At 51.7% G+C, this 23,417-nt stretch carries 19 protein-coding genes and 1 riboswitch; of the genes, 13 read left to right on the top strand and 6 right to left on the bottom strand.

The annotated features are described in order from the left end of the window. Positions 1 to 35: 35 nt before the first annotated feature. Positions 36 to 251 carry a 50S ribosomal protein L31 gene (gene rpmE, locus SC127_RS07730; protein WP_215848184.1) on the top strand — a complete coding sequence of 72 codons (216 nt, stop codon included), beginning with the start codon at positions 36 to 38 and terminating at the stop codon, positions 249 to 251. 78 nt (positions 252 to 329) lie between these two features. On the opposite strand, the gene metJ is transcribed toward rpmE, so the two are convergent. Beyond that, positions 330 to 647, bottom strand: coding sequence for a met regulon transcriptional regulator MetJ (gene metJ / locus SC127_RS07735; RefSeq protein WP_215848185.1), 318 nt, complete (start codon positions 645 to 647; stop codon positions 330 to 332). Positions 648 to 917: 270 nt separating this feature from the next. Here metJ and metB point away from each other — a divergent pair, with 270 nt between their 5' ends. The 3 genes from metB to metF all read left to right on the top strand — a co-directional run bounded on the left by metB (position 918) and on the right by metF (position 5,624). Then, positions 918 to 2,078, top strand: coding sequence for a cystathionine gamma-synthase (gene metB / locus SC127_RS07740; protein WP_243080006.1), 1,161 nt, complete (start codon positions 918 to 920; stop codon positions 2,076 to 2,078). Positions 2,079 to 2,080: 2 nt separating this feature from the next. Further along, positions 2,081 to 4,516 carry a bifunctional aspartate kinase/homoserine dehydrogenase II gene (locus SC127_RS07745; RefSeq protein WP_332625910.1) on the top strand — a complete coding sequence of 812 codons (2,436 nt, stop codon included), beginning with the start codon at positions 2,081 to 2,083 and terminating at the stop codon, positions 4,514 to 4,516. A 211-nt stretch (positions 4,517 to 4,727) separates the two neighbouring features. Further along, a complete protein-coding gene (gene metF, locus SC127_RS07750) occupies positions 4,728 to 5,624 on the top strand; it encodes a methylenetetrahydrofolate reductase (RefSeq protein WP_215848187.1) in 897 nt (298 codons plus the stop codon). 129 nt (positions 5,625 to 5,753) lie between these two features. On the opposite strand, the gene ppc is transcribed toward metF, so the two are convergent. Continuing rightward, positions 5,754 to 8,405 carry a phosphoenolpyruvate carboxylase gene (gene ppc, locus SC127_RS07755; protein ID WP_243080008.1) on the bottom strand — a complete coding sequence of 884 codons (2,652 nt, stop codon included), beginning with the start codon at positions 8,403 to 8,405 and terminating at the stop codon, positions 5,754 to 5,756. 371 nt (positions 8,406 to 8,776) lie between these two features. Continuing rightward, positions 8,777 to 9,925, bottom strand: a complete 1,149-nt coding sequence (argE, locus tag SC127_RS07760) for an acetylornithine deacetylase (protein WP_215848188.1) — start codon at positions 9,923 to 9,925, stop codon at positions 8,777 to 8,779. A gap of 167 nt (positions 9,926 to 10,092) precedes the next feature. On the opposite strand from argE, the gene argC reads away from it, so the two are divergent. The 4 genes from argC to argH all read left to right on the top strand — a co-directional run bounded on the left by argC (position 10,093) and on the right by argH (position 14,599). Beyond that, a complete protein-coding gene (gene argC / locus SC127_RS07765) occupies positions 10,093 to 11,097 on the top strand; it encodes an N-acetyl-gamma-glutamyl-phosphate reductase (RefSeq protein WP_332625912.1) in 1,005 nt (334 codons plus the stop codon). 18 nt (positions 11,098 to 11,115) lie between these two features. Further along, positions 11,116 to 11,892, top strand: a complete 777-nt coding sequence (gene argB, locus SC127_RS07770) for an acetylglutamate kinase (RefSeq protein WP_332625913.1) — start codon at positions 11,116 to 11,118, stop codon at positions 11,890 to 11,892. A gap of 24 nt (positions 11,893 to 11,916) precedes the next feature. After that, positions 11,917 to 13,134 (top strand): argininosuccinate synthase, encoded by a 1,218-nt coding sequence (locus SC127_RS07775; protein ID WP_215848190.1) that lies wholly within the window; start codon positions 11,917 to 11,919, stop codon positions 13,132 to 13,134. Between the two features lie 91 nt (positions 13,135 to 13,225). Next, positions 13,226 to 14,599 carry an argininosuccinate lyase gene (gene argH / locus SC127_RS07780; RefSeq protein WP_332625914.1) on the top strand — a complete coding sequence of 458 codons (1,374 nt, stop codon included), beginning with the start codon at positions 13,226 to 13,228 and terminating at the stop codon, positions 14,597 to 14,599. Between the two features lie 117 nt (positions 14,600 to 14,716). On the opposite strand, the gene SC127_RS07785 is transcribed toward argH, so the two are convergent. Beyond that, positions 14,717 to 15,451: a glutathione peroxidase gene (locus SC127_RS07785; protein WP_215848191.1), complete on the bottom strand. Its 735-nt coding sequence runs from the start codon at positions 15,449 to 15,451 to the stop codon at positions 14,717 to 14,719. Between the two features lie 126 nt (positions 15,452 to 15,577). On the opposite strand from SC127_RS07785, the gene oxyR reads away from it, so the two are divergent. Further along, entirely contained in the window at positions 15,578 to 16,495 is a 918-nt protein-coding gene (gene oxyR, locus SC127_RS07790) for a DNA-binding transcriptional regulator OxyR (protein WP_215848192.1), read from the top strand. On the opposite strand, the gene sthA is transcribed toward oxyR, so the two are convergent. Then, positions 16,478 to 17,878, bottom strand: coding sequence for a Si-specific NAD(P)(+) transhydrogenase (gene sthA / locus SC127_RS07795; RefSeq protein ID WP_215848193.1), 1,401 nt, complete (start codon positions 17,876 to 17,878; stop codon positions 16,478 to 16,480). The genes oxyR and sthA overlap by 18 nt on opposite strands. 192 nt (positions 17,879 to 18,070) lie before the next feature. Between sthA and fabR the strand changes: the two genes are divergently transcribed. Continuing rightward, positions 18,071 to 18,715, top strand: a complete 645-nt coding sequence (fabR, locus tag SC127_RS07800) for an HTH-type transcriptional repressor FabR (protein ID WP_215848194.1) — start codon at positions 18,071 to 18,073, stop codon at positions 18,713 to 18,715. Positions 18,716 to 18,733: 18 nt separating this feature from the next. Then, the gene (locus SC127_RS07805; protein ID WP_332625915.1) at positions 18,734 to 19,087 is read left to right on the top strand and encodes a YijD family membrane protein; all 354 of its coding nucleotides are present in this window, start codon (positions 18,734 to 18,736) and stop codon (positions 19,085 to 19,087) included. A 34-nt stretch (positions 19,088 to 19,121) separates the two neighbouring features. Here the strand turns inward: SC127_RS07805 and trmA are convergent, their stop codons facing one another. Further along, on the bottom strand, positions 19,122 to 20,225 hold the full coding sequence (gene trmA / locus SC127_RS07810; RefSeq protein ID WP_215848196.1) for a tRNA (uridine(54)-C5)-methyltransferase TrmA: 1,104 nt from the start codon (positions 20,223 to 20,225) through the stop codon (positions 19,122 to 19,124). Positions 20,226 to 20,337: 112 nt separating this feature from the next. Further along, positions 20,338 to 20,518: riboswitch (cobalamin riboswitch) on the top strand. Between the two features lie 70 nt (positions 20,519 to 20,588). Here trmA and btuB point away from each other — a divergent pair. Beyond that, complete coding sequence (gene btuB, locus SC127_RS07815) at positions 20,589 to 22,475, top strand: TonB-dependent vitamin B12 receptor BtuB (protein WP_332625916.1); 1,887 nt, start codon at positions 20,589 to 20,591, stop codon at positions 22,473 to 22,475. Beyond that, positions 22,420 to 23,271: a glutamate racemase gene (gene murI, locus SC127_RS07820; protein WP_215848198.1), complete on the top strand. Its 852-nt coding sequence runs from the start codon at positions 22,420 to 22,422 to the stop codon at positions 23,269 to 23,271. The genes btuB and murI overlap by 56 nt, the downstream gene beginning before the upstream one ends. Positions 23,272 to 23,417 lie beyond the last annotated feature (146 nt).

The raw sequence follows: 23,417 nt of genomic DNA on the forward strand, positions 1-23,417 counted from the left end.
CGCGGAGAGCGACACGGCCTTAAATGAGGTTTCCCATGAAAAAAGGTATTCACCCAAAATACGAAGCAGTTACCATCAACTGTACTTGCGGTAACGTGATCCACACCCGTTCTACGCTGACTCACGAGCTGAACCTGGACGTTTGTGGCCAATGCCACCCGTTCTATACCGGTAAGCAGCGTGAAGTGACCACTGGTGGACGTGTTGACCGCTTTAACAAGCGCTTCAGCGTACCAGGCAGCAAAAAATAAGATTACGGCATTCGAATCTGTTCGATTCGACGGCAAGAAAAAACCCAGCTTCGGCTGGGTTTTTTTATGCGTAACGATTTAGTATTCCCAGGTGTCTGGATTGATACCCATATCGCGCATGATCTTTTTCGCTTCTTCTGGAATTTCATCACTGCGTTCTTTGCGCAAATCCACGTCGTCCGGCAGCGGTTGCCCGGTAAAGGCATGTAAAAAGGCTTCGCACAGCAGTTCACTATTGGTGGCGTGACGCAGGTTATTCACCTGACGACGGGTACGTTCATCCGTCAGAATCTTCAGCACGCTCAACGGGATAGACACTGTAATCTTTTTAACCTGCTCACTCTTTTTACCGTGCTCAGCGTACGGGCTGATATATTCGCCGTTCCATTCAGCCATGGGTTACCTTAATCAATAAAAGTTAAATGTTAGGAAATCAGTGAATTATGCCTGATTTTTTAATGCCTGACCCCTTAATGGCGGGTTTTTCTCCGTTCAACCGGTGTAAATCAATCTTGAACGCCAGGCAATGACGCGTAATTTTAGCGGGTATTGCGATTTTGCTCAATCTATACGCAAAGACATTTAGATGTCCAGATGTATTGACGTCTAATTAAGGAGTGCTATCCTGTTGCCTTCTTATTCCACACTTCAGGAACAGTTAGCACCATGACGCGTAAACAGGCAACCATCGCAGTTCGCAGCGGTTTGAATGATGACGAGCAATATGGCTGCGTTGTCCCCCCGATTCACCTCTCCAGCACTTATAACTTCCTTGATTTTAACGAGCCACGCGCTCATGACTATTCACGCCGTGGAAATCCTACGCGTGATGTAGTGCAGCGCGCGTTAGCCGAACTGGAAGGGGGCGCAGGCGCGGTATTAACCAATACCGGTATGTCAGCGATTCATTTGGTGACAACGGTGTTCCTGAAGCCAGGCGATCTGTTAGTCGCACCACACGATTGTTACGGTGGCAGCTACCGCTTGTTCGATAGCCTGAGCAAACGCGGTGCTTATCGCGTGAAGTTTGTTGATCAAGGCGATAAAGCCGCCTTACAGGCTGCGCTGGATGAAAAACCAAAACTGGTGTTGATAGAAAGCCCGAGCAACCCGCTGCTGCGCGTGGTCGATATTGCTGCTATTTGCGAAGCCGCGCGTGAAGCGGGTGCCCTCAGCGTGGTCGATAACACCTTCCTGAGTCCTGCATTACAAAATCCGTTGGCGTTGGGCGCAGATTTGGTGGTGCATTCCTGTACTAAATACCTGAATGGCCACTCCGATGTGGTGGCGGGCGCGGTGATTGCCAAAGAGCCACAACTGGCAACCGATCTTGCCTGGTGGGCGAACAATATTGGCGTTACCGGCGCTGCTTTTGACAGCTATTTATTATTGCGTGGCCTGCGCACATTATCGCCACGCATTGCTGCGGCACAACGTAATGCACTCGCAATTGTTGATTACCTAAAGCAACAGAAATTAGTGAAAAAGCTGTATCATCCTTCGCTGCCGGAAAACGCCGGGCACGAACATGCGGTACGTCAACAGCGCGGTTTTGGCGCCATGCTAAGTTTTGAAATTGACGGTGACGAAGTATTGCTGCGCCGTTTTCTAAAAGCATTACAGTTGTTTACGCTGGCAGAATCACTTGGCGGCGTAGAAAGTTTAATTTCTCACACCGCGACCATGACGCACGCCGGCATGTCAGCGGAAGCGCGTGCAGCAGCGGGTATTTCCGAAACGCTGCTGCGTGTTTCTGTGGGTATCGAGGATCACGAAGATTTAATCGCCGATTTGGATAATGCATTCCGGATCGCTGCCGAGGGTTAAGCATGACGATTTCAGCAGGCGCGGGAACGCCGAACAGTAAGCAGTTGCACAAATTTGGTGGCAGTAGCCTGGCGGATGCGCGTTGCTATCAGCGTGTAGCCAATATTATGGCGGACTACAGCCAGGCGGGCGACTTGATGGTGGTTTCGGCGGCAGGTTCAACCACCAACCAGTTGATCAGTTGGCTGAAGCTGAGCCAAAGCGATCGGCTGTCGGCGCATCAAGTGCAACAGGCTTTACGACGTTATCAAAGCGAACTGATTAGCGCGCTGCTGCCTGTTGAAATTGCCGCATCCCTTATTACCCGGTTCATTCGTGATTTAGAAAAACTCGCCGGGCTGCTGGATGGCAACATCACCGAAGCGGTCTACGCAGAAGTAGTGGGCCACGGTGAAGTTTGGTCAGCGCGGTTAATGGCGGCGGTGCTGAGTCAGCATGACATTGAAGCCTGCTGGCTGGATGCGCGTGATTTTCTGCGTGCAGAGCGTGCAGCACAACCGCAAGTAGATGAAGGTAAATCGTGGCCGCTGCTGCAATCGTTGCTGGCGCAGCATCCGCATAAGCGCATCGTCGTGACCGGGTTTATCTGTCGTAACGAGGCGGGTGAAACGGTGCTGCTGGGCCGTAACGGCTCCGACTATTCCGCCACCCAAATCGGTGCGCTAGCGGGTGTGGGTCGCGTCACCATCTGGAGCGATGTCGCCGGTGTTTACAGTGCGGATCCTCGTAAAGTTTCTGATGCCTGCTTGCTGCCGCTATTACGTCTCGATGAAGCCAGCGAACTGGCACGTCTTGCCGCGCCGGTATTGCACACTCGCACCTTGCAGCCCGTTTCCGGTAGCGATATCGACCTGCAATTACGCTGTAGCTATCAACCCGAACAAGGTTCCACACGTATTGAGCGCGTGCTGGCATCCGGCACAGGTGCTCGTATTGTCACCAGCCATGACGATGTTTGTTTGGTTGAAATTCAACTGCCAGAACAACATGATTTTGCCATTCTGCACAAAGAAATCGATCTGCTGCTGAAGCGTGCGCAATTGCGCCCGTTGGCGGTTGGTGTGCATCCCGATCGTCAGCTGTTACAGCTTTGCTATACCTCAGAAGTGGTCAATAGCGCCTTTATGCTTTTGCAAGATGCCGGTTTACCGGGTCATTTGCAGCTGCGTGATGGCTTAGCATTGGTGGCGTTGGTAGGCGCAGGCGTGACGCGTAACCCGCTGCATACGCATCGCTTCTGGCAGCAACTGAAAGATCAGCCGGTTGAATTCGTCTGGCAATCAGAAGATCACATCAGTGTGGTCGCGGTATTGCGCGTGGGCCCAACCCAACATCTGATCCAAGGCCTGCATCAGTCGCTGTTTAGGGCAGAGAAACGCATCGGCCTGATTTTGTTTGGTAAAGGTAATATCGGTTCACGCTGGCTAGAGTTGTTCGCGCGCGATCAAGAAACGCTTTCTGCGCGTACCGGCTTTGAATTTGTTTTGGCGGGAGTGGCAGACAGCCGCCGCAGCCTGCTGAGTTATGAAGGGCTTGATGCCAGCCGCGCATTGGCTTTCTTTGACGACGAAGCGGAAGAGCGCGATGAAGAGTCCTTATTCTTGTGGATGCGCGCGCACCCGTTTGATGACTTGGTGGTGTTAGATGTCACCGCCAGCATACCGTTGGCGCAGCAGTATCTTGATTTTGCCAGCCACGGTTTTCACGTGATTAGCGCAAACAAAGTGGCAGGTGCATCTGACAGTCAAACCTGGCGTCAAATTCGTGATGCTTTTACCAAAACGGGTCGCCACTGGCTTTACAACGCGACTGTCGGCGCGGGTTTACCGATTAACTATACGGTGCGCGACTTGCGCGACAGCGGCGATACTATTTTATCGATAAGCGGTATCTTCTCTGGCACCCTGTCCTGGCTGTTTCTGCAGTTTGACGGCACGGTTCCGTTTACCGATCTGGTGGATCAGGCCTGGCAGCAAGGTTTAACCGAACCCGATCCACGCGTTGATCTTTCTGGTCAGGACGTGATGCGCAAACTGGTGATTCTGGCGCGCGAAGCGGGGTATAACATCGAACCCGATCAGGTTCGAGTGGAGTCCCTGGTGCCGCGCAACTGTGAAAAAGATTCAATCGACCATTTCTTTGAGAATGGCGAAGAACTGAATGAGCAGATGCTGCAGCGGTTTGAAGCCGCACAGGAGATGGGTTTAGTGCTGCGCTATGTGGCGCGTTTCGACGCGAATGGCAAGGCGCGCGTGGGCGTCGAAGCGGTGCGCCCAGAGCATCCGCTGGCTTCGCTGCTGCCATGTGACAATGTCTTTGCCATCGAAAGTCGCTGGTATCGTGATAATCCGCTGGTGATTCGTGGACCCGGCGCAGGACGCGACGTTACTGCGGGCGCAATTCAGTCTGATATCAACCGCCTTTCTCAACTGCTTTAATCTTTAAGGCAGGCGCATTCGTCGCCTGCCTTCACTTCATGTTGCCGCCTCCAGATGAATTTCACTCATGTTGTTTGAATATTTGTCACCGTTTTAAATCATTTATAAGTTGACGCTTCGCCAGGAATCGTTCATTTTGAGCATCTGGACGTCTAAACGTATGGATGTTCGCAGTCCGATAGTTAACCGAAGTGATCGATGAGGTAGCAGGATGAGTTTCTTTCATGCCAATCAGCGCGAAGCGCTAAATCAAAGCCTGGCAGAGCTGAACGGGCAAATTAATGTCTCTTTTGAATTCTTTCCGCCTCGTACCAGCGAAATGGAAGAGACGCTGTGGAACTCTATCGATCGTCTGAGCAGCTTGAAACCGAAATTCGTTTCGGTAACGTATGGCGCGAATTCGGGCGAACGCGATCGTACTCACAGCATTATTAAAGGCATCAAAGATCGCACCGGCCTGGAAGCGGCCCCGCATCTGACTTGCGTTGATGCTACGCGTGATGAGTTACGCGCTATTGCGCAGGATTACTGGAACAACGGTATTCGTCATATTGTGGCATTGCGCGGTGACCTGCCGCCTGGCGGTGGCAAGCCAGAAATGTATGGCTGCGATCTGGTATCGCTGCTAAAAGAAGTCGGTGATTTCGATATTTCTGTTGCGGCTTACCCGGAAGTGCATCCGGAAGCCAAGAGTGCGCAGGCTGATTTGATCAACCTGAAGCGTAAAATCGATGCGGGTGCGAACCGTGCGATTACGCAATTTTTCTTCGACGTTGAAAGTTATCTGCGCTTCCGCGACCGCTGCGTATCAACCGGTATTGACGTTGAAATCGTACCGGGCATTCTGCCTGTTTCTAACTTCAAGCAGTTACAGCGTTTCGCCACGATGACTAACGTGCGTGTACCGGGTTGGATGAGTGCCATGTTTGCGGGTCTGGAGGATGACGCTGAAACGCGCAAAATGGTGGGTGCCAACATCGCCATGGACATGGTGAAGATCTTGTCACGCGAAGGCGTGAAAGATTTCCACTTCTATACGCTGAACCGTGCCGAAATGAGTTATGCGATCTGCCATACCTTGGGTGTGCGTCCAGCCATCGCGGTATAACTTTTCTGTTATAAAAAAGCCGGGCAATAAGATTGCCCGGCTTTTTTGTTTCTTAATCTCAGCAGATTACCTACAAGAGGGAATAGCGAAGAAGGGGAGCGACGAATCGCAATCCCCGTTCCATCATCATTAACCGGTATTGCGCATACCTGCCGCCACACCTGCAATAGTCACCATTAGCGCCTGTTCAACGCGAGCATCCGATTCATCACCGCGCGCTTCCTGCGCACGTGAGCGATGTAGCAGTTCAGCTTGCAGAACGTTGAGTGGATCGGTGTAGACGTTACGCAGCGCAATGGATTCGGCAATCCACGGTTGGTCCGCCATCAGATGCGCATCGTTGGCGATGGTCAGCACCGCTTTGATATCAGAATCGAGTTGATCGCGCAGCTGTTTACCCAGCGGCCACAGCGATTTGTCGACCAGACGTTGATCGTAATATTCCGCCAGCCATAAGTCAGCTTTAGAGAACACCATTTCCAACATGCCGAGACGCGTTGAGAAGAAAGGCCAGTCACGGCACATCGCTTCCAGCTGATCTTGATGGCCCGCTTCCATCGCCTGTTGCAGCGCCGCGCCAGCACCCAGCCAGGCGGGTAGCATCAAGCGGTTCTGTGTCCAGGCAAAAATCCATGGAATTGCACGCAGCGACTCGACGCCGCCGGTTGGACGGCGTTTCGCCGGGCGCGAACCCAGCGGCAGCTTGCCCAATTCTTGTTCCGGTGTTGCCGAACGGAAGTACGGGACAAAATCTGGGTTTTCCCGCACGTAACCGCGGTACATGGCGCAAGAGTCAGCAGAGAGCTGATTCATAATGTTACGCCACTCCGTTTTTGGTTCTGGCGGCGGCATCAGGTTCGCTTCCAGAATGGCACCGGTGTAGAGCGAAAGACTGGCGATAGTCACTTCCGGCAAACCGTATTTAAAACGGATCATCTCGCCCTGTTCAGTCACGCGCAGGCCACCTTTCAGGCTGCCCGGCGGCTGTGACAGCAAGGCAGCATGCGCTGGTGCACCACCACGGCCAATCGTGCCGCCGCGTCCGTGGAACAGCGTCAGCGAAATGCCGGCTTTTTCACAGGTTTTGATTAAGGCATCTTGCGCCTGATATTGCGCCCAGCTGGCGGCCATTACGCCGGCATCTTTCGCCGAGTCGGAATAACCAATCATCACCATCTGCTTGCCCTGAATGAAGCCGCGATACCAGTCAATGCTGAGCAGCTGGCTCATGACATCATTGGCGTTATTCAGGTCATCAAGCGTTTCAAACAGCGGTGCAACCGGCATGGCGTAATTGATACCTGCTTCCTTCAACAGAAGGTGCACGGCCAGCACGTCAGAGGGCGTTTTCGCCATTGAAATCACGTAAGCAGCAATTGAACCTTGCGGCGCTTCAGCGGCAACGCGGCAGGTTTCCAGCACTTCACGCGTGTCGTCACTTGGCTCCCAGCTTCGTGGCAGCAGCGGACGCTTGGAGTTGAGTTCACGGATCAGGAACGCTTGTTTGTCCGCTTCTGACCAATTTTCATAATCACCAAGGCCGAGGTAGCGCGTAACTTCAGCAATCGCTTCAGTGTGGCGCGTGCTTTCCTGACGCAGATCGATACGTACCAGCGGCACGCCAAAACATTTCACGCGGCGCAGCGTATCCAGCAACTGACCGTTGGCGATAATGCCCATGCCGCATTGCTGTAGCGATTGATAAATGGCGAACAGCGGTTGCCAGAGTTGATCGTTGGAAACCAGCAAATCAGCCGGGCGCGGCAGACGTTCGCCTTTCAGGCGACGTTCAAGAAAGGATTGCGTCGACATCAACTGGCTGCGGATGCGCTTCAGAATCATGCGATAGGGCTCAATCGCTTCGGGATCGCCACACAGGTCGCGCACTTCATCGCTGCATTCTGACATCGACAGTTCGGAAATCAGCACACCAATATCACGCAGGAACAGATCCGCAGCTTTCCAGCGACTTAGCTGCATGGCATGACGCGTAATTGCGGCGGTAACGTTAGGGTTACCATCACGATCGCCACCCATCCACGACGTAAACTGCACCGGCACAAAATCCACCGGAAGTTTGATGCCGAACGCTTCTTCAACCTGTTCATTCAACTCGCGCAGGAAAGCCGGTACGCCTTCCCATAAGCTGTTTTCCACCACCGCAAAGCCCCATTTGGCCTCATCGATAGGCGTTGGGCGATATTTACGAATTTCATCAGTATGCCATGCCTGCGCGACCAGTTGGCGCAGGCGGCGCATGATTTGGTTGCGCTCGTAATCGGAAATGTCGCTGTGATCAAGCTGCTTTAAACAGCTGTTCACTTCCACCAGCTTGTGAATCAGCGTGCGGCGCGTAATTTCGGTTGGATGCGCTGTCAGCACCAATTCCAGCGACAGCGATTCAATGGCTTCACGGATAGCGCTTTCGCTAATGTCTTTCTGCTGCTTGAGGCTTTCAAAAGTTTTTTTCAGCAGTTCTGGGTGGTTCGCCCCTTCGCCGCTGTGAGAAATAGTTTGATACTGTTCAGCCACATTGGTGAGGTTAAGGAACTGACTAAACGCACGCGCGACGGGCAGAAGTTCGTCATTAGACAAATTTTGCAGCGTGTTCAGCAGTTCCTTGCGATGAGTGTCATTTCCTGCACGGGATGACTTGGACAGTTTGCGGATGGTTTCCACCCGGTCGAGGATGTTCTCTCCAAGCGCATCCTTAATCGTATCCCCGAGCAGTTTGCCGAGCATACTGACATTACTTCGCATTGCGGAATATTGTTCGTTCATTTGACCCTGACACCCTTATCGTCTTAATAAACTTCTACACCCAGCCGTTTTCAGGCCGCAAAAAAAAGCAGACAACTTTTACTTTTCTCAGTCACAACCGCGTGTCGCTTCTGAGGATTCGCTCAGTTGCTGCCTTTCTGCAATCTGAAATTGTTTGGATAATCACCCAATGGGCATAACATCGTCTTTTATCTAGCCACGTAATGCTTCATTCGTCAATTGACTTAAAGTGAAGCAAACGTGCAGCTAAATGACGGAAATTCATAGAATTTAACTGACAGGAAGCGGGATAAGTTATTCTTATTGCTAAATCCCACAGAATGACGGGGCATTTTGCTGTTAATACAGTGAAATGCCCCATTTGATGTTAATCAGTGACAAAAATGCTGCACGACCTGATTTATCAACTCACGAGTCGGCTTAATAAATGCAGTATCAATAAATTCATCTGGCTGGTGTGCCTGATTAATTGATCCTGGGCCTAAAACCAGGGTTGGGCACAATTGCTGAATAAAAGGCGCTTCGGTGCAGTAGTTCACCACTTCAGTCGGCGTACCCAGCAATTTTTCCACCACTTTCACCAGTTCATGATTGGCAGGGCACTCATATCCGGGAATCGGCGGATGCAGTTCGCCTACCGTAATGCGACCCGGCCAGCGCGCACTTACGGGTGCCAGCGCGTCGTTAAGTAATTCGTCTAAATCACTCAGTGTCAGGCCCGGCAGCGGACGAATATCCATGTGCAGTTCACAGCAGGCACAAATGCGGTTTGCCGCATCACCACCATGAATATGGCCAAAGTTCATGGTTGGATAGGGAATCGCAAATGCGTCATGGTGATAACGCTCTTTCAACGTGTTACGCAGCTGCATTAAATGACCAATGGCATCATGCATCAGCTCAATCGCATTCACGCCGCGAGAAGGATCGCTGGAGTGGCCCGACTGGCCCTGAACACGAATCGCATTGGAAAGATGGCCTTTGTGAGCGCGTACGGGTTTCAGCGAAGTCGGCTCGCCGATGATCGCGCAATCTGGACGCAACTGAGTCGACTCAGAAAAATACTTAGCGCCCGCCATGGTGGTTTCTTCGTCAGCGGTGGCCAGAATGTAGAGCGGTTTGCTTAGAGTGGTCACGTCCACATCACGCAGCGTATCGAGAATGAAAGCAAAAAAGCCTTTCATATCGGCAGTCCCTAAACCGTAGAGCTTGTTGTCATGCTCAGTTAGCGTGAAGGGATCGCGCGTCCAGCGCCCATCGTCGAAGGGGACGGTGTCGGTGTGACCGGCGAGCAGCAGCCCGCCAGCCCCACTTCCGGTGCGGGCCAGCATGTTGAATTTATTGCGCGTGCCGGGTACCGGCTGCACTTCAACGCTGAAGCCGAGGTCACGGAACCAGCCGGCCAACAAATTGATTAAAGTTTCATTACTCTGATCCAGCGCAGCGTCGGTTGCGCTGATTGATGGCGTAGCGATCAACTGGCGGTACAGTTCGATAAAAGGCGGTAATTTTGACTTCACTGTTGACGGTCCTTGAGTTAGGATGTATCAATATTCATGCATTAATAGTGAATAAAAATACATAAACGTCGTCTGCATGTGAACCTAAATTTTCTGCAAACGACATCGTGGGCAACGGGGCAAGGCCGCGACCCGGAACGTGTGACTGTAAAAAGGTATACAGCCTGATGTTGAATACGCTGATCGTTGGTGCCAGTGGTTACGCTGGCGTAGAGCTTGCCACCTTCCTGAATCGCCATCCACATATGAACATAACCGCTTTGGCGGTTTCAGCGCAAAGCCCTGACGCCGGAAAGCGCTTATCTGAACTTCATCCACAGCTAAAAGGTGTGGTTGATCTGCCGCTGCAACCGCTCAGCAGTGCAGCTGAGTGGGCAGATAAAGTCGATGTGGTGTTCCTGGCGACTGCCCACGAAGTTAGCCATGATCTGGCGCCGGAATTCCTTAAGGCCGGCTGCGTGGTATTCGATTTGTCAGGCGCTTTCCGCGTTAACGATGGCAACTTCTATACCCAATATTACGGTTTTACTCATCAGCATGGCGACTGGCTGGATAAAGCAGTTTACGGCCTGGCTGAATTTCAGCACGAGAAAATTAAAGAAGCGCAGCTGGTCGCCGTGCCGGGTTGTTACCCAACGGCATCTCAGCTGGCGTTGAAACCGCTATTGGATGCAGGCCTGCTGAATGAGGCGCAATGGCCAGTGATCAACGCGACCAGCGGCGTGAGCGGTGCAGGGCGTAAAGCCAACGTGGGCACCAGCTTTTGCGAAGTGAGTTTGCAGCCTTACGGACTGTTTAATCATCGTCATCACCCCGAAATCGTGGCGCATCTTGGTACGCCGGTGATTTTTACCCCACATCTCGGCAGTTTCCCGCGTGGAATTTTGGCCACAATTACCTGCCGCCTGAAAGCAGGCGTGAGCCGCGAAGATATCGCGGAAGCGTTCCATAACGCCTATCACGACAAACCGCTGGTGCGGGTTTACGAAGAAGGCGTTCCGGCGTTGAAAGCGGTGGTTGGTCTGCCTTATTGTGATATTGGTTTTGCCGTACAGGGCGAGCATTTAATTGTGGTCGCAGCCGAAGACAATTTGCTGAAAGGTGCTGCGTCGCAGGCGGTGCAATGCATGAACATTCGTTTCGGCTTCCCTGAAACGCAGTCACTGATTTAACGGACGAGTGAATTAACGATGAGCAATCCCTTAATTATCAAGCTTGGCGGCGTGTTGTTGGACAGCGAAGAAGCGCTGGCCCGTTTGTTCGATGCGCTGTTGACTTACCGCACCGCGCATCAGCGCCCGTTGATCATCGTTCACGGTGGCGGTTGCCTGGTGGATGAGCTGATGAAAAAACTCGCGTTGCCGGTAAAGAAAAAAGACGGTTTGCGCGTCACGCCTGCCGACCAAATCGACATCATCACCGGTGCGTTGGCAGGAACCGCCAACAAAACGCTGCTGGCGTGGGCGAAAAAATATGGCATTAATTCTGTGGGCCTCTGTTTGGGTGATGCCGGTTTAGTGAATGTGGCGCAGTTCGATGAAGAGCTAGGACATGTTGGCAATGCCACGCCAGGCAATCCTGCGTTACTCAATACCTTGCTGAATGCGGGATATATGCCCGTTGTCAGTTCAATCGGTATTACCGACAGCGGCGAGCTGATGAACGTCAATGCCGACCAAGCCGCGACCGCGCTGGCTGCAACTATCGGTGCCGATTTAGTCTTGCTATCAGATGTCAGCGGTATTCTGGACGGCAAAGGTCAGCGCATCGAAGAGATGACCGCTGAAAAAGCTGAACAGTTAATTGCCCAAGGCATCATTACTGATGGCATGATTGTTAAAGTGCACGCGGCGCTTGATGCCGCCCGCACGCTGGGCCGCCCAGTGGATATCGCCAGCTGGCGTCACGCTGAGCAACTGCCTACTCTTTTTAACGGCGTGTCGATTGGCACCCGGATTCTCGCTTAACGACTCTGATTCAAGGATTACGAAATGCAAACGCAAGGCATCAAAAAAATCGTTCTGGCTTACTCCGGTGGCCTTGATACTTCAGCCATCATTCCATGGCTGAAAGAGAACTATGGCGGCTGTGAAGTGGTCGCGTTCGTGGCAGATATCGGTCAGGAACGCAGCGATCTGGAAGGCGTTGAGAAGAAAGCGCTACAGTCGGGTGCCTCAGAATGTCACGTTGTTGATCTGCGTGAAGAATTTATCAGTGATTATGTCTATCCCGTGCTGCAAACTGGCGCATTGTACGAAGGCACTTATCTACTGGGCACCTCAATGGCACGTCCAATCATCGCGAAAGCACAGGTGGAGCTGGCGCTGAAAGTGGGTGCTGATGCGCTGTGCCACGGCGCTACTGGTAAAGGTAATGACCAGGTGCGTTTCGAAACCACCTATACCGCGCTGGCCCCACAGTTGAAAGTGGTTGCGCCATGGCGTGAGTGGGACCTGCGTTCACGTGAAGCGCTGCTGGATTACCTGAAAGAGCGCAACATTCCAACCACCGCGTCACTGGAAAAGATCTACAGCCGTGACGAAAACGCGTGGCACATCTCTACTGAAGGTGGCGTGCTGGAAAGCCCGGCAAACGCACCAAACAAAGATTGCTGGGTATGGACTGTTGATCCACTGGAAGCGCCAGATCAGCCAGAAGAAGTGACCGTGACCGTAGAAAAAGGGCGTGTGGTCGCCGTAAACGGCGAGAAACTGAGCCCGTTCCAGTGCCTGGAAAAACTGAATGTGCTTGGCGCGAAACATGGCGTGGGACGTATCGATATCGTAGAAAACCGCTTGGTGGGCATTAAATCTCGCGGCTGCTACGAAACCCCAGGCGGCACCATTATGGTTAACGCGCTGCGTGCGATTGAGCAGCTGGTTCTGGATCGCGACAGCTTCAAATGGCGTGAACAGCTGGGTCATGAAATGTCTTATGTTGTTTACGATGGTCGCTGGTTCGCACCGCTGCGTAAATCAATTCAAGCCGCAGCCGAATCGCTGGCGGAAGAAGTGAATGGCGAAGTGGTTCTGCAGCTTTACAAAGGCCAGGCGACTGCCACGCAGAAGCGTTCTGCAAACAGCCTCTATTCAGAAGAGTTTGCGACCTTCGGCGAAGACGAAGTGTACGATCACCGTCATGCCGGCGGCTTCATCCGTCTGTTCTCGCTCTCTTCACGCATCCGTGCCCTGAACGAGCAGAAGAAGTAATTCGCAGGCGAGGTCAGCCTCGCCTCACAGCATGACATCAGGGGCGGCATTTATGCCGCCCTTCGTTTAACGATTTGAAGGAGATTTCCACATGGCACTTTGGGGTGGACGGTTTACCCAGGCAGCAGATCAACGTTTCAAACAGTTTAACGACTCGCTGCGCTTCGACTATCGCCTGGCAGAGCAGGACATCATCGGCTCAATCGCCTGGTCCAAAGCGTTGGTGACGGTGAACGTGCTGAGCAGTGACGAACAGCAGCAGCTAGAAGCCGCGTTGAATACGTTGCTGGAGGATGTACGCGCGAATCCTGAGCAGATTTTGCAGAGCGATGCCGAAGACATTCATAGCTGGGTTGAAGGTCAATTGATTGAGAAAGTCGGTGCGCTGGGCAAAAAACTGCACACCGGCCGCAGCCGTAATGATCAGGTCGCAACTGACCTGAAACTGTGGTGCAAAATGCAGGTTGAAGCGCTGCTGGGCGCCACGCGTGAATTACAGCAAGCGCTGGTGGTGACGGCAGAAGCGAATCAAGACGCTGTGATGCCGGGTTATACCCATTTACAGCGTGCTCAGCCGGTAACGTTTGCTCACTGGTGTCTGGCTTATGTAGAAATGCTGGCACGTGATGAAAGCCGTTTGCAGGATACGCTGAAGCGTCTGGACGTTAGCCCGCTGGGCTGTGGCGCGTTGGCGGGCACCGCGTATGAAATTGATCGTCAGCAGTTGGCGGGTTGGTTAGGTTTTGCCTCCGCGACACGTAACAGCCTGGATACGGTTTCGGATCGCGATCACGTGCTGGAACTCTTATCTGACGCTGCAATTGGTATGGTGCACTTATCGCGCTTCGCCGAAGACCTGATTTTCTTTAATACCGGTGAAGCTGGCTTCATTGAACTGGCAGACAAAGTTACCTCCGGCTCATCGCTGATGCCACAGAAGAAAAATCCGGATGCGCTGGAATTGATTCGTGGCAAATGTGGCCGCGTGCAGGGCGCTTTAACGGGCATGATGATGACCCTGAAAGGGTTACCGCTGGCGTACAACAAAGACATGCAGGAAGACAAAGAGGGATTGTTTGACGCATTGGATACCTGGATCGACTGCCTGCATATGTCTGTGCTGGTGTTGGACGGTATTCAGATAAAACGCCCACGTTGCCAGGAAGCGGCCGAGCAAGGTTATGCAAACTCCACCGAGCTGGCGGACTATTTAGTGGCTAAAGGCGTGCCGTTCCGTGAGGCGCACCATATCGTCGGTGAAGCCGTTGTTGAGGCGATCAAGCAAGGTGTGGCGTTAGAAGCGTTGTCACTGGCACAGCTGAAGCAGTTCAGTGCGACCATTGAAGAGGATGTTTATCCGATTCTTGCACTGCAATCCTGCCTCGACAAGCGTAATGCGCAAGGTGGCGTTTCACCGCAGCAGGTCGCTCGCGCCATTACGGAAGCAAAGCAGCGTTTAGCGTAAATCGCAGATAAAAAAAAGCGGGCACATAAAATGCCCGCCAACCTCTAGCTTCAGAATTACATCTTTTTTATAGGCACATCATCAGAGGCCAGCACTCCCGGCTGACACAGAGATTTTTTACGCTGAAAGCAGGAACTGCTCCAGATCATCGCTCCCGCCGATGTGGCGACCGCCAATAAACACTTGTGGCACAGTGGCGCGACCAGAAACGGCACGCAGGCTCACGGTGGTAGCATCTTGTCCCAGCACGATTTCTTCATACTGAATACCGCGATCCAGCAGCATCTGCTTGGCTTTAGTACAGAATGGGCAGCCTGGCTTAGTAAATACCGAGACGGATTCCTGCACTTTAAATTCTGGTGCCAGATAACGCAGCATAGTGTCGGCATCTGACACTTCAAACGGGTCGCCTGGCTTGTTTGGCTCAACAAACATCTTTTCAATTACGCCATTTCGTACCAGCATTGAGTAACGCCATGAGCGTGGGCCAAAACCCAGATCGGCTTTCTCAACCAACATATCCATGCCGCGGGTGAACTCGCCATTACCATCAGGAATAAAGGTAATATGTTCAGCACGCTGCTCTGCTTTCCACGCGTTCATCACAAAGGTGTCATTCACTGACACGCACAGGATGCTGTCAACACCATGCTGTGCAAATACGCTATGCAATTCGTTGTAGCGCGGCAGATGGCTGGATGAGCAGGTGGGCGTAAACGCGCCCGGCAGAGAAAACACAATTACAGTTTTGTCTTTGAACAACTCATCGGTGGTGATATCGACCCAGCGATCGCCCTGACGGGTGTGAAAAGTAACGTCTGGGATCGATTTACCTTCCTGACTGGTATACATATTTTCTCCTCGTGAGCGATGGTCTTCAATTTGATGGGTGCATTATTCCCATCGCAGCTTGATAGGGCTAATCGTTCATTGCTATTCTATCTATCGCCACGGGCTATCGTGGTTTGGAGGGTAACAATGAATATTCGTGATTTGGAATACCTGGTTTCGCTTGCTGAGCACCGTCATTTCCGCCGTGCTGCGGATGCATGTCATGTTAGTCAGCCGACGCTAAGCGGACAGATTCGTAAGTTAGAAGATGAACTGGGCGTAATGCTGCTTGAGCGTACCAGCCGTAAGGTCTTATTCACTCAGGCTGGTTTGTTGCTGGTGGATCAGGCTCGTACCGTGCTGCGTGAAGTTAAAGTGCTGAAAGAGATGGCGAGCCAGCAGGGTGAAGCGATGTCAGGTCCATTGCATATTGGACTGATTCCAACCACCGGCCCCTATTTGTTGCCGCAAGTTATTCCTATGCTGCATAAAACGTTTCCGAAGCTAGAAATGTATCTGCATGAAGCGCAAACCCAGCAGCTGTTGGCCCAGCTCGACAGCGGCAAACTTGATTGCGCTATTCTGGCATTGGTGAAAGAGAGCGAAGCCTTTATTGAGGTGCCGCTGTTTGATGAGCCAATGAAGCTGGCAGTGTATCAGGATCATCCGTGGCACGATCGTGATCGCGTTCCGATGTCCGATCTGGCTGGTGAGAAGCTGCTGATGCTGGAAGATGGTCATTGCTTACGCGATCAGGCGATGGGTTTCTGCTTTGAAGCGGGCGCTGATGAAGATACCCATTTCCGTGCGACCAGCCTCGAAACGCTGCGCAATATGGTAGCAGCCGGCAGCGGTATTACGCTGTTACCTGCGCTGGCTGTGCCAAATGAACGTATTCGTGATGGCGTCTGTTATTTGCCTTGTTACAAGCCGGTGCCTCAGCGCACGATTGCGCTGGTATACCGTCCGGGTTCACCTCTGCGCAGCCGTTATGAACAGCTGGCAGAGGCTATTCGCACTCACATGCAAGGCTATTTCGATACCACGTTAAAACAGGCGGTTTAAGCCATTTAACGCGGCGACGCGATAAGCCTCAGCCATGGTGGGGTAGTTGAAGGTGGTATTCACGAAATACTCAATCGTGTTGCCACCGTTTTTTTGCTCCATGATCGCTTGACCAATGTGAATAATCTCGGCGGCACGTTCACCAAAGCAGTGAATGCCGAGAATTTCTTTGGTCTCGCGGTGGAACAAAATCTTCAGGCTTCCCACATTCATGCCAACGATCTGTGCACGCGCCAGATGCTTAAACTGCGCACGACCGACTTCATAAGGCACTTTCATCGCTGTCAGCTGCTGCTCGGTTTTACCCACAGAACTGATTTCAGGAATGGTGTAAATTCCGGTTGGGATATCTTCAATCAAGTGCGCGGAGGCTTCTCCTTTGATCAGCGCTTGTGCCGCAATGCGGCCCTGATCGTAAGCAGCAGAAGCAAGACTTGGATAACCAATAACGTCACCGACCGCATAAATATGCGGTTGCGCAGTTTGATACATGCTGTTCACTTTCAGCAGACCGCGGCCATCGGCTTCCAGTCCAACGTTTTCCAGCGCCAGCGAATCGGTGTTCCCGGTACGTCCATTCGCGTAAAGCAGGCAATCGGCTTTCACCTTTTTACCTGATTTCAAATGCATGATTACGCCATCGCTTACGCCTTCAATTTTCTCAAACTCTTCGTTGTGACGAATCACCACACCGCTGTTCCAGAAGTGATAAGACAATGAATCTGACATCTCCTGATCCAGAAAGGCCAGCAGACGATCGCGGGTGTTGATCAGATCAACCTTGACGTTAAGACCCCGAAAAATTGACGCGTATTCGCAGCCAATGACACCGGCACCATAAATAATCACGTGGCCAGGTTCGTGGTGTAGGTTGAGGATGGAATCGGAATCATAAACGCGAGGATGGGTAAAATCGACGTCTGTTGGGTGATAAGGTCGGGAACCGCAGGCAATGACAAATTTTTCTGCGGTCAAACGCTCGCGTGAACCGTCAGGCTGTTCGATTTCAATGGTGTTGGCATCAACAAACTGTGCATCGCCTTGGTAAAGTTCACAACGATTACGTTCGTAAAAGCCTTGGCGCATGGCCGTTTGCTGGCTGATGACGCTTTCGGTGTGGTTAAGAATATCAGCAAAGGAGGAGCGAAGAAGTCGGGTCTGATCACTGTAGAGCGGGTTTTGGTTGAACTCGATAATGCGACTCACTGCATGACGAAGCGCTTTTGAGGGGATGGTGCCCCAGTGCGTACAACCGCCGCCGATGTTGTGGTAGCGTTCGATCACCGCGATGCGCGCACCTTGCTTCACTAGCCCCATCGCCGCACCTTCACCGCCGGGTCCTGAGCCAATCACAATGGCATCGTAATCGTAAGACTTTTGCATACCAATACGTCCTATTATTTATACATTTTTACAACGGGATTCTAACATCTCGCCGCGCACATCTGAATTCTAACAGCGATTTTCAACGCAGTTTGACAAAGAGTGAGGTTCACAGCCGTTCACAAAGTTTGCGCTCATGTACGCTGAAAATTTTGTTATAGTGCCCATTCAACACCGCAAAAGGCCGATAGAATGGGCGTCAGAGCGCAACAGAAAGAACGTACACGACGTACACTGATTGAAGCAGCCTTCAGTCAGCTCAGCGCCGAACGCAGTTTTACCAGTTTGAGTTTGCGTGAGGTTGCCCGCGAAGCCGGCATTGCGCCGACCTCCTTTTATCGCCACTTTAAAGATGTCGATGAACTCGGTTTAACCATGGTTGATGAGAGCGGATTAATGCTACGTCAGCTGATGCGCCAGGCGCGACAGCGCATTGCCAAAGGCGGCAGCATCATTAAAACCTCGGTCGCCACCTTTATGGAGTTTATCGGGAACAACCCCAATGCATTCCGCCTGTTACTGCGCGAACGTTCTGGCACTTCTGCCGCTTTCCGTGCTGCGGTTGCGCGCGAAATTCAGCATTTTATCGCTGAACTGGCTGATTATCTTGAGGTCGAAAATCGCATGCCGCGCAGCTTTACTGAAGCCCAGGCTGAAGCAATGGTCACCATTGTATTTAGTGCGGGCGCGGAAGCGCTGGATATCGATGCCGATCAGCGCAGCAAGCTGGAAGATCGCCTGGTGCTGCAATTACGCATGATCGCTAAAGGCGCCTATTACTGGTACCGCCGTGAACAAGAACGTCTGGCGGTCACATTGGATAAAACTGAAGAGTAATCAAACAAGGATAATGCCATGACCCAACAGGTTCCCCGCGATAAAGGCACACTGTTATTGGCTTTTATTACCGGTTTAGCGATTAACGGCTCGTTTTCGGTGCTGTTCAGCGCTTTTGTGCCGTTCTCTATATTTCCCATTATTGCGTTGGGTTTAGCGGCGTGGTGTTTGCATCAGCGCTATCTGAACTGCAATATGCCGGATGGCATGCCCGGCTTAGCGGCCGCGTTTTTTCTGTTGGGAATTTTGGTTTACAGCGCATTAGTACGGGCTGAATATCCTGATATGGGATCGAACTTTATCCCGACTATTTTGATGGTCGCGCTGGTGTTCTGGATTGCCACGCGTATCAAGCGGAAGCGCAATCAGTAAAAGTAAAAGCGGGAACCCAGCGGTTCCCGTTTTTTTAGGCTTTGCGCGTGAGCAGCACGCCGCATTCCATATGATGGGTATAGGGAAACTGGTCAAACAGCGCTAAACGCGTAACAACATGGGTTTGCGCCAAAATGTGCAGATTGTCGCTCAGCGTTTGCGGATTACAGGATATATAAAGGATGCGCGGATAAGCCTGCACCATCTTCACTGTTTCATCATCTAATCCGCTGCGCGGCGGATCGACAAAAATTGTCTCGCATTCATAGCTTTTCAGATCGATACCTTCCAGACGATTAAAACTGCGTACACCGTTCATCGCCTGCGTAAATTCTTCCGCCGCCATGCGAATGATCTGCACGTTGTCAATCTGGTTGGCCGCAATATTGAATTGCGCAGAGGCTACAGAGGGTTTAGCAATCTCAGTGGCTAGCACCCGACGGAAATTGCGCGCCAGCGCCAGCGAGAAGTTGCCGTTGCCGCAGTAAAGTTCCAGCAAATCGCCTTGCGATTCTTTTGTGACATCCAGCGCCCATTCCAGCATTTGAATATTCATCGCCGCGTTGGGTTGGGTGAAGCTATTTTCAACCTGACGGTAGATGAGTTCGCGGCCTGCGACCGGCAAGCGCTCATCAACGTAATCGTGGTCGAGGCAAATTTTGGTTTTGGTTGCGCGGCCAATGAGCTGAACATCAATACCTTCTGCGCGCAATTGATCGCGGAGTTCGCTTGCCGCCTGCTGCCAGACATCATCCAGCTTGCGATGGTAAAGCAGTGAAATCACGATCTGATGACTCATTGTCGACAGGTAATCGATCTGAAACAGCTTGTGGCGAAGCGTACGATTGTCACGGATCGCGGCGATCATTTTTGGCATGACCAGATTGATTAATTCGCTGGCCGCCGGAAACTGATCGACACGGATACGTTCGCGCGTCTGTTGATCAAAGATGATGTGATAGATGTCATCACCATCGTGCCACAAGCGAAATTCTGCGCGCATGCGATAGTGGCTGACCGGCGAACGGAACACCTCCACTTCGGGCGCAGCAAAAGGCGTCATCATCGTGGTTAAACGGCTGACTTTTTCCGCCAGTTGCGCGTCATATTCTTCAATGGGGAGATGTTCGGGCGTCATGATCAATCCTGGTTAATAGCAAACTTGCCGGGCGATTGTAGGCATTCAATATCTGTTGTCCAGTGTTGTGCTGATAAGATGTTTGGAAGTCTGGACTTCCGTATCGCCACTCCGTAGACTGCGTGCGCCGGCCTCAACCTGAGTTAATAGGGAATCCAGTGGAAATCTGGAGCTGACGCGCAGCGGTAAGGAATGTCGTGGTGATTGCATTTGCAGACACTGTCCCGCGGGATGGGAAGTCTTCACCATTTATGGTTCCCAGCCCGAAGACCTGCCGGTGTGACGTCGCAACTCGTACGATCATCGCGTGCTATTGATTGTATGCCTGCGGCATCCTGCTTGGTCTTTTGGATGCTATTAAAAATGAATAAAACTACAGCATCGCTGTTCGCCTTCAGTGCAACGGCGATTTCTCTCTGGGCGCAAAACGGTTTCGCTCAGGAGAATGATGATACGCAAATTGTGACCGCAAACCGTTTTGCACAGCCGGTATCTTCGGTACTGGCTTCAACCACCGTAGTAACGCGTGAAGAAATTGAGCAGTGGCAATCTAAGAACCTTGTCGAGGTGATGCGTCGCTTGCCGGGCGTAGATATTGCGCAAAGTGGTGGCATTGGGCAAAGCGCTTCTATGTATGTACGCGGTTCTGAAGCTCGTCATACGCTGGTGCTGATTGACGGTGTTCCGATTGCAAAGCCGGGAATTACCGGTGTCTCTGATTTTAATCAGATCCCAATTTCTATTATTCAACGTATTGAGTTTATCCGGGGCCCGCGCTCGGCAGTATATGGTGCCGATGCTATTGGCGGTGTCGTCAACGTTATTACGCAAAACCCAGAAAATCAAAACACCCTTTCAGCTGGCTTGGGGTCTAAGCAATATCAAGAATACAGCGGCAGCGTGAATCAGAACATTACTGATAGCACACGTATCACGGTTGCCGGTTCCTATCAGGGAACAAACGGCTACAACGTTCAACCGGATTCTGGCTATTCTATTGATCGCGATCGCGATGGTTGGCGTAATAAAGCGTTTTGGGCGGGTGTGGAACATCAGTTCAACGACATGTTTTCTGGCTTTGCTCGTGGCTATGGTTATTCGGCAAATTCGGATTACGATGCGAATTATAGTGGCGGCCAGGATGAGCAGCAGATCTATAATCACTCGTTTGACACGGGCCTACGCTTTAATAAAGACGACTTCTCATCGCAACTCTCCGCCAGTTACCAAAAGTACAAAAGCTATAACTATGCCAGCATTGATGGCCGCTACGCCGACTCCAACAGTTTGGATGATATGGAGCAGCGAAATCTTCAGTGGGGTAATACCTTAGCGGTTGGGCATGGAACGGTTAGCGCCGGGCTGGACTGGCAGCAGCAGCAGCTGGTATCGACTGGGCAGCTTTATTCAGGTGCGCCACGTGAGTCGGATAGCTATAAACAAGATAATACCGGTGCTTACGTTACTGCTCAGCAGCAGTTGGGTACGGTAACGCTTGAAGGCTCTGTGCGCGGAGACGACAACGAAGATTATGGCCGTCATGGCACCTGGCAAACTGCAGCCGGATGGGAATTTGTTCCTGGTTATAAAGCTACCCTGTCTTATGGTACAGGCTTCCAGGCGCCTACGCTTGGTCAACTCTACGGGCAAAAACGCTTTGGTATCAGTTCAAACCCAGATTTAGCACCTGAAAAATCGAAGCAATGGGAAGCTGGACTCGAAGGTCTGACAGGCCCAGTTAATTGGCGCATTGCTGCATATCATAATCAGATCAATGACCTGATTGATTATGCCAGCGATCCTGTTACTTATGAGGGCGGTTATTACAATGTAAAAGCTGCGACGCTGAAAGGGATTGAGGCAACAGCAGATTTTGATACCAGTTTTGTTCACCATCAAATTACGTTGGGCTACCTTGATGCACGTCGTGATTCAGACGGTGAAACACTGGCTCGACGCGCTCGTGAGCAGGCAAAATATCAGTTAGGTGCGACAGTGTATGATTTCGATGTTGATGTCATATACCAATACTTCGGTAAGCGTTATGACAATAACACCAGTGAATACGCAAATGTGCAGCGTCGTCTATCAAGCTACAGCACAGTAGATCTTGCTGTGTCGTATCCGGTCACTTCGCATCTCACCGTTCGTGGTAGAATTGCCAATCTGTTCGATAAAGACTACGAGACAGCGTATGGCTATCAAACTCCAGGACGAGAGTATTACCTCAACGGGAGCTACAGCTTCTAATCTGCGTCCCACCGTGCTGGTATTTGACTCTGGCGTCGGTGGGCTTTCCGTCTATGATGAGGTTCGGCAGCTTTTGCCGGATCTTCATTATCTCTACGCCTTCGACAATGCGGGCTTTCCTTATGGCGAGAAAACCGAAACGTTCATTATTGAACGTGTCGTTGCTATCGTCGAAGCGATCACTCAGCGATATCCTCTTTCTTTAGTGATCATCGCCTGCAATACAGCGAGTACCATCTCTCTACCGGCGTTACGTGAGCGTTTTGCCTTTCCGGTTGTTGGCGTCGTGCCAGCGATTAAACCGGCGGCGCGTTTAACGCGTAATGGTGTGGTGGGCTTACTGGCTACGCGAGCGACAGTACGCCGTCCTTATACACATGAGTTGGTGCAGCAATTTGCGACCTCATGCAAAATCGAAATGTTGGGGTCGGCGGAGCTGGTGGAGTTGGCTGAAGCGAAGCTGCATGGTGATGAAGTATCTTTAGACGAGGTGCGACATATTGTTCAGCCTTGGCTAAGAATGTCTGAACCGCCAGATACGGTTGTGTTGGGATGTACGCACTTTCCTTTATTGCGTGAAGAGCTTCAGCAAGTATTACCAGAAGGAACACGTCTTATCGATTCTGGTGCTGCTATCGCACGTAGAACGGCTTGGTTGCTGGAGCATGAAGCACCCGTGGTACGTTCTTCCCAGGAAAATGCAGCATTTTGTACGCAAATGGACAGCGAGGCGGTGCAATTATCGCCCGTTCTACAACGATATGGCTTCCCTTTGCTTGAAAAACTAGCGGTTTAACGCGTTTGAGTAGAAAAAAACAGCAGTCAGAAAATTAATTGAAAATAGCACTTGTCAGCCCGGAAGAACTCCCTATAATGCGCCTCCACTGACACGGCAAACCGGCAACGGGATGGCGGTTCAGGAGACACAGGAAACTGGGTCGC

The sequence above is a fragment of the Pantoea sp. T14 genome (genome assembly GCF_036663535.1).
Classification (GTDB): domain Bacteria; phylum Pseudomonadota; class Gammaproteobacteria; order Enterobacterales; family Enterobacteriaceae; genus Pantoea; species Pantoea phytostimulans.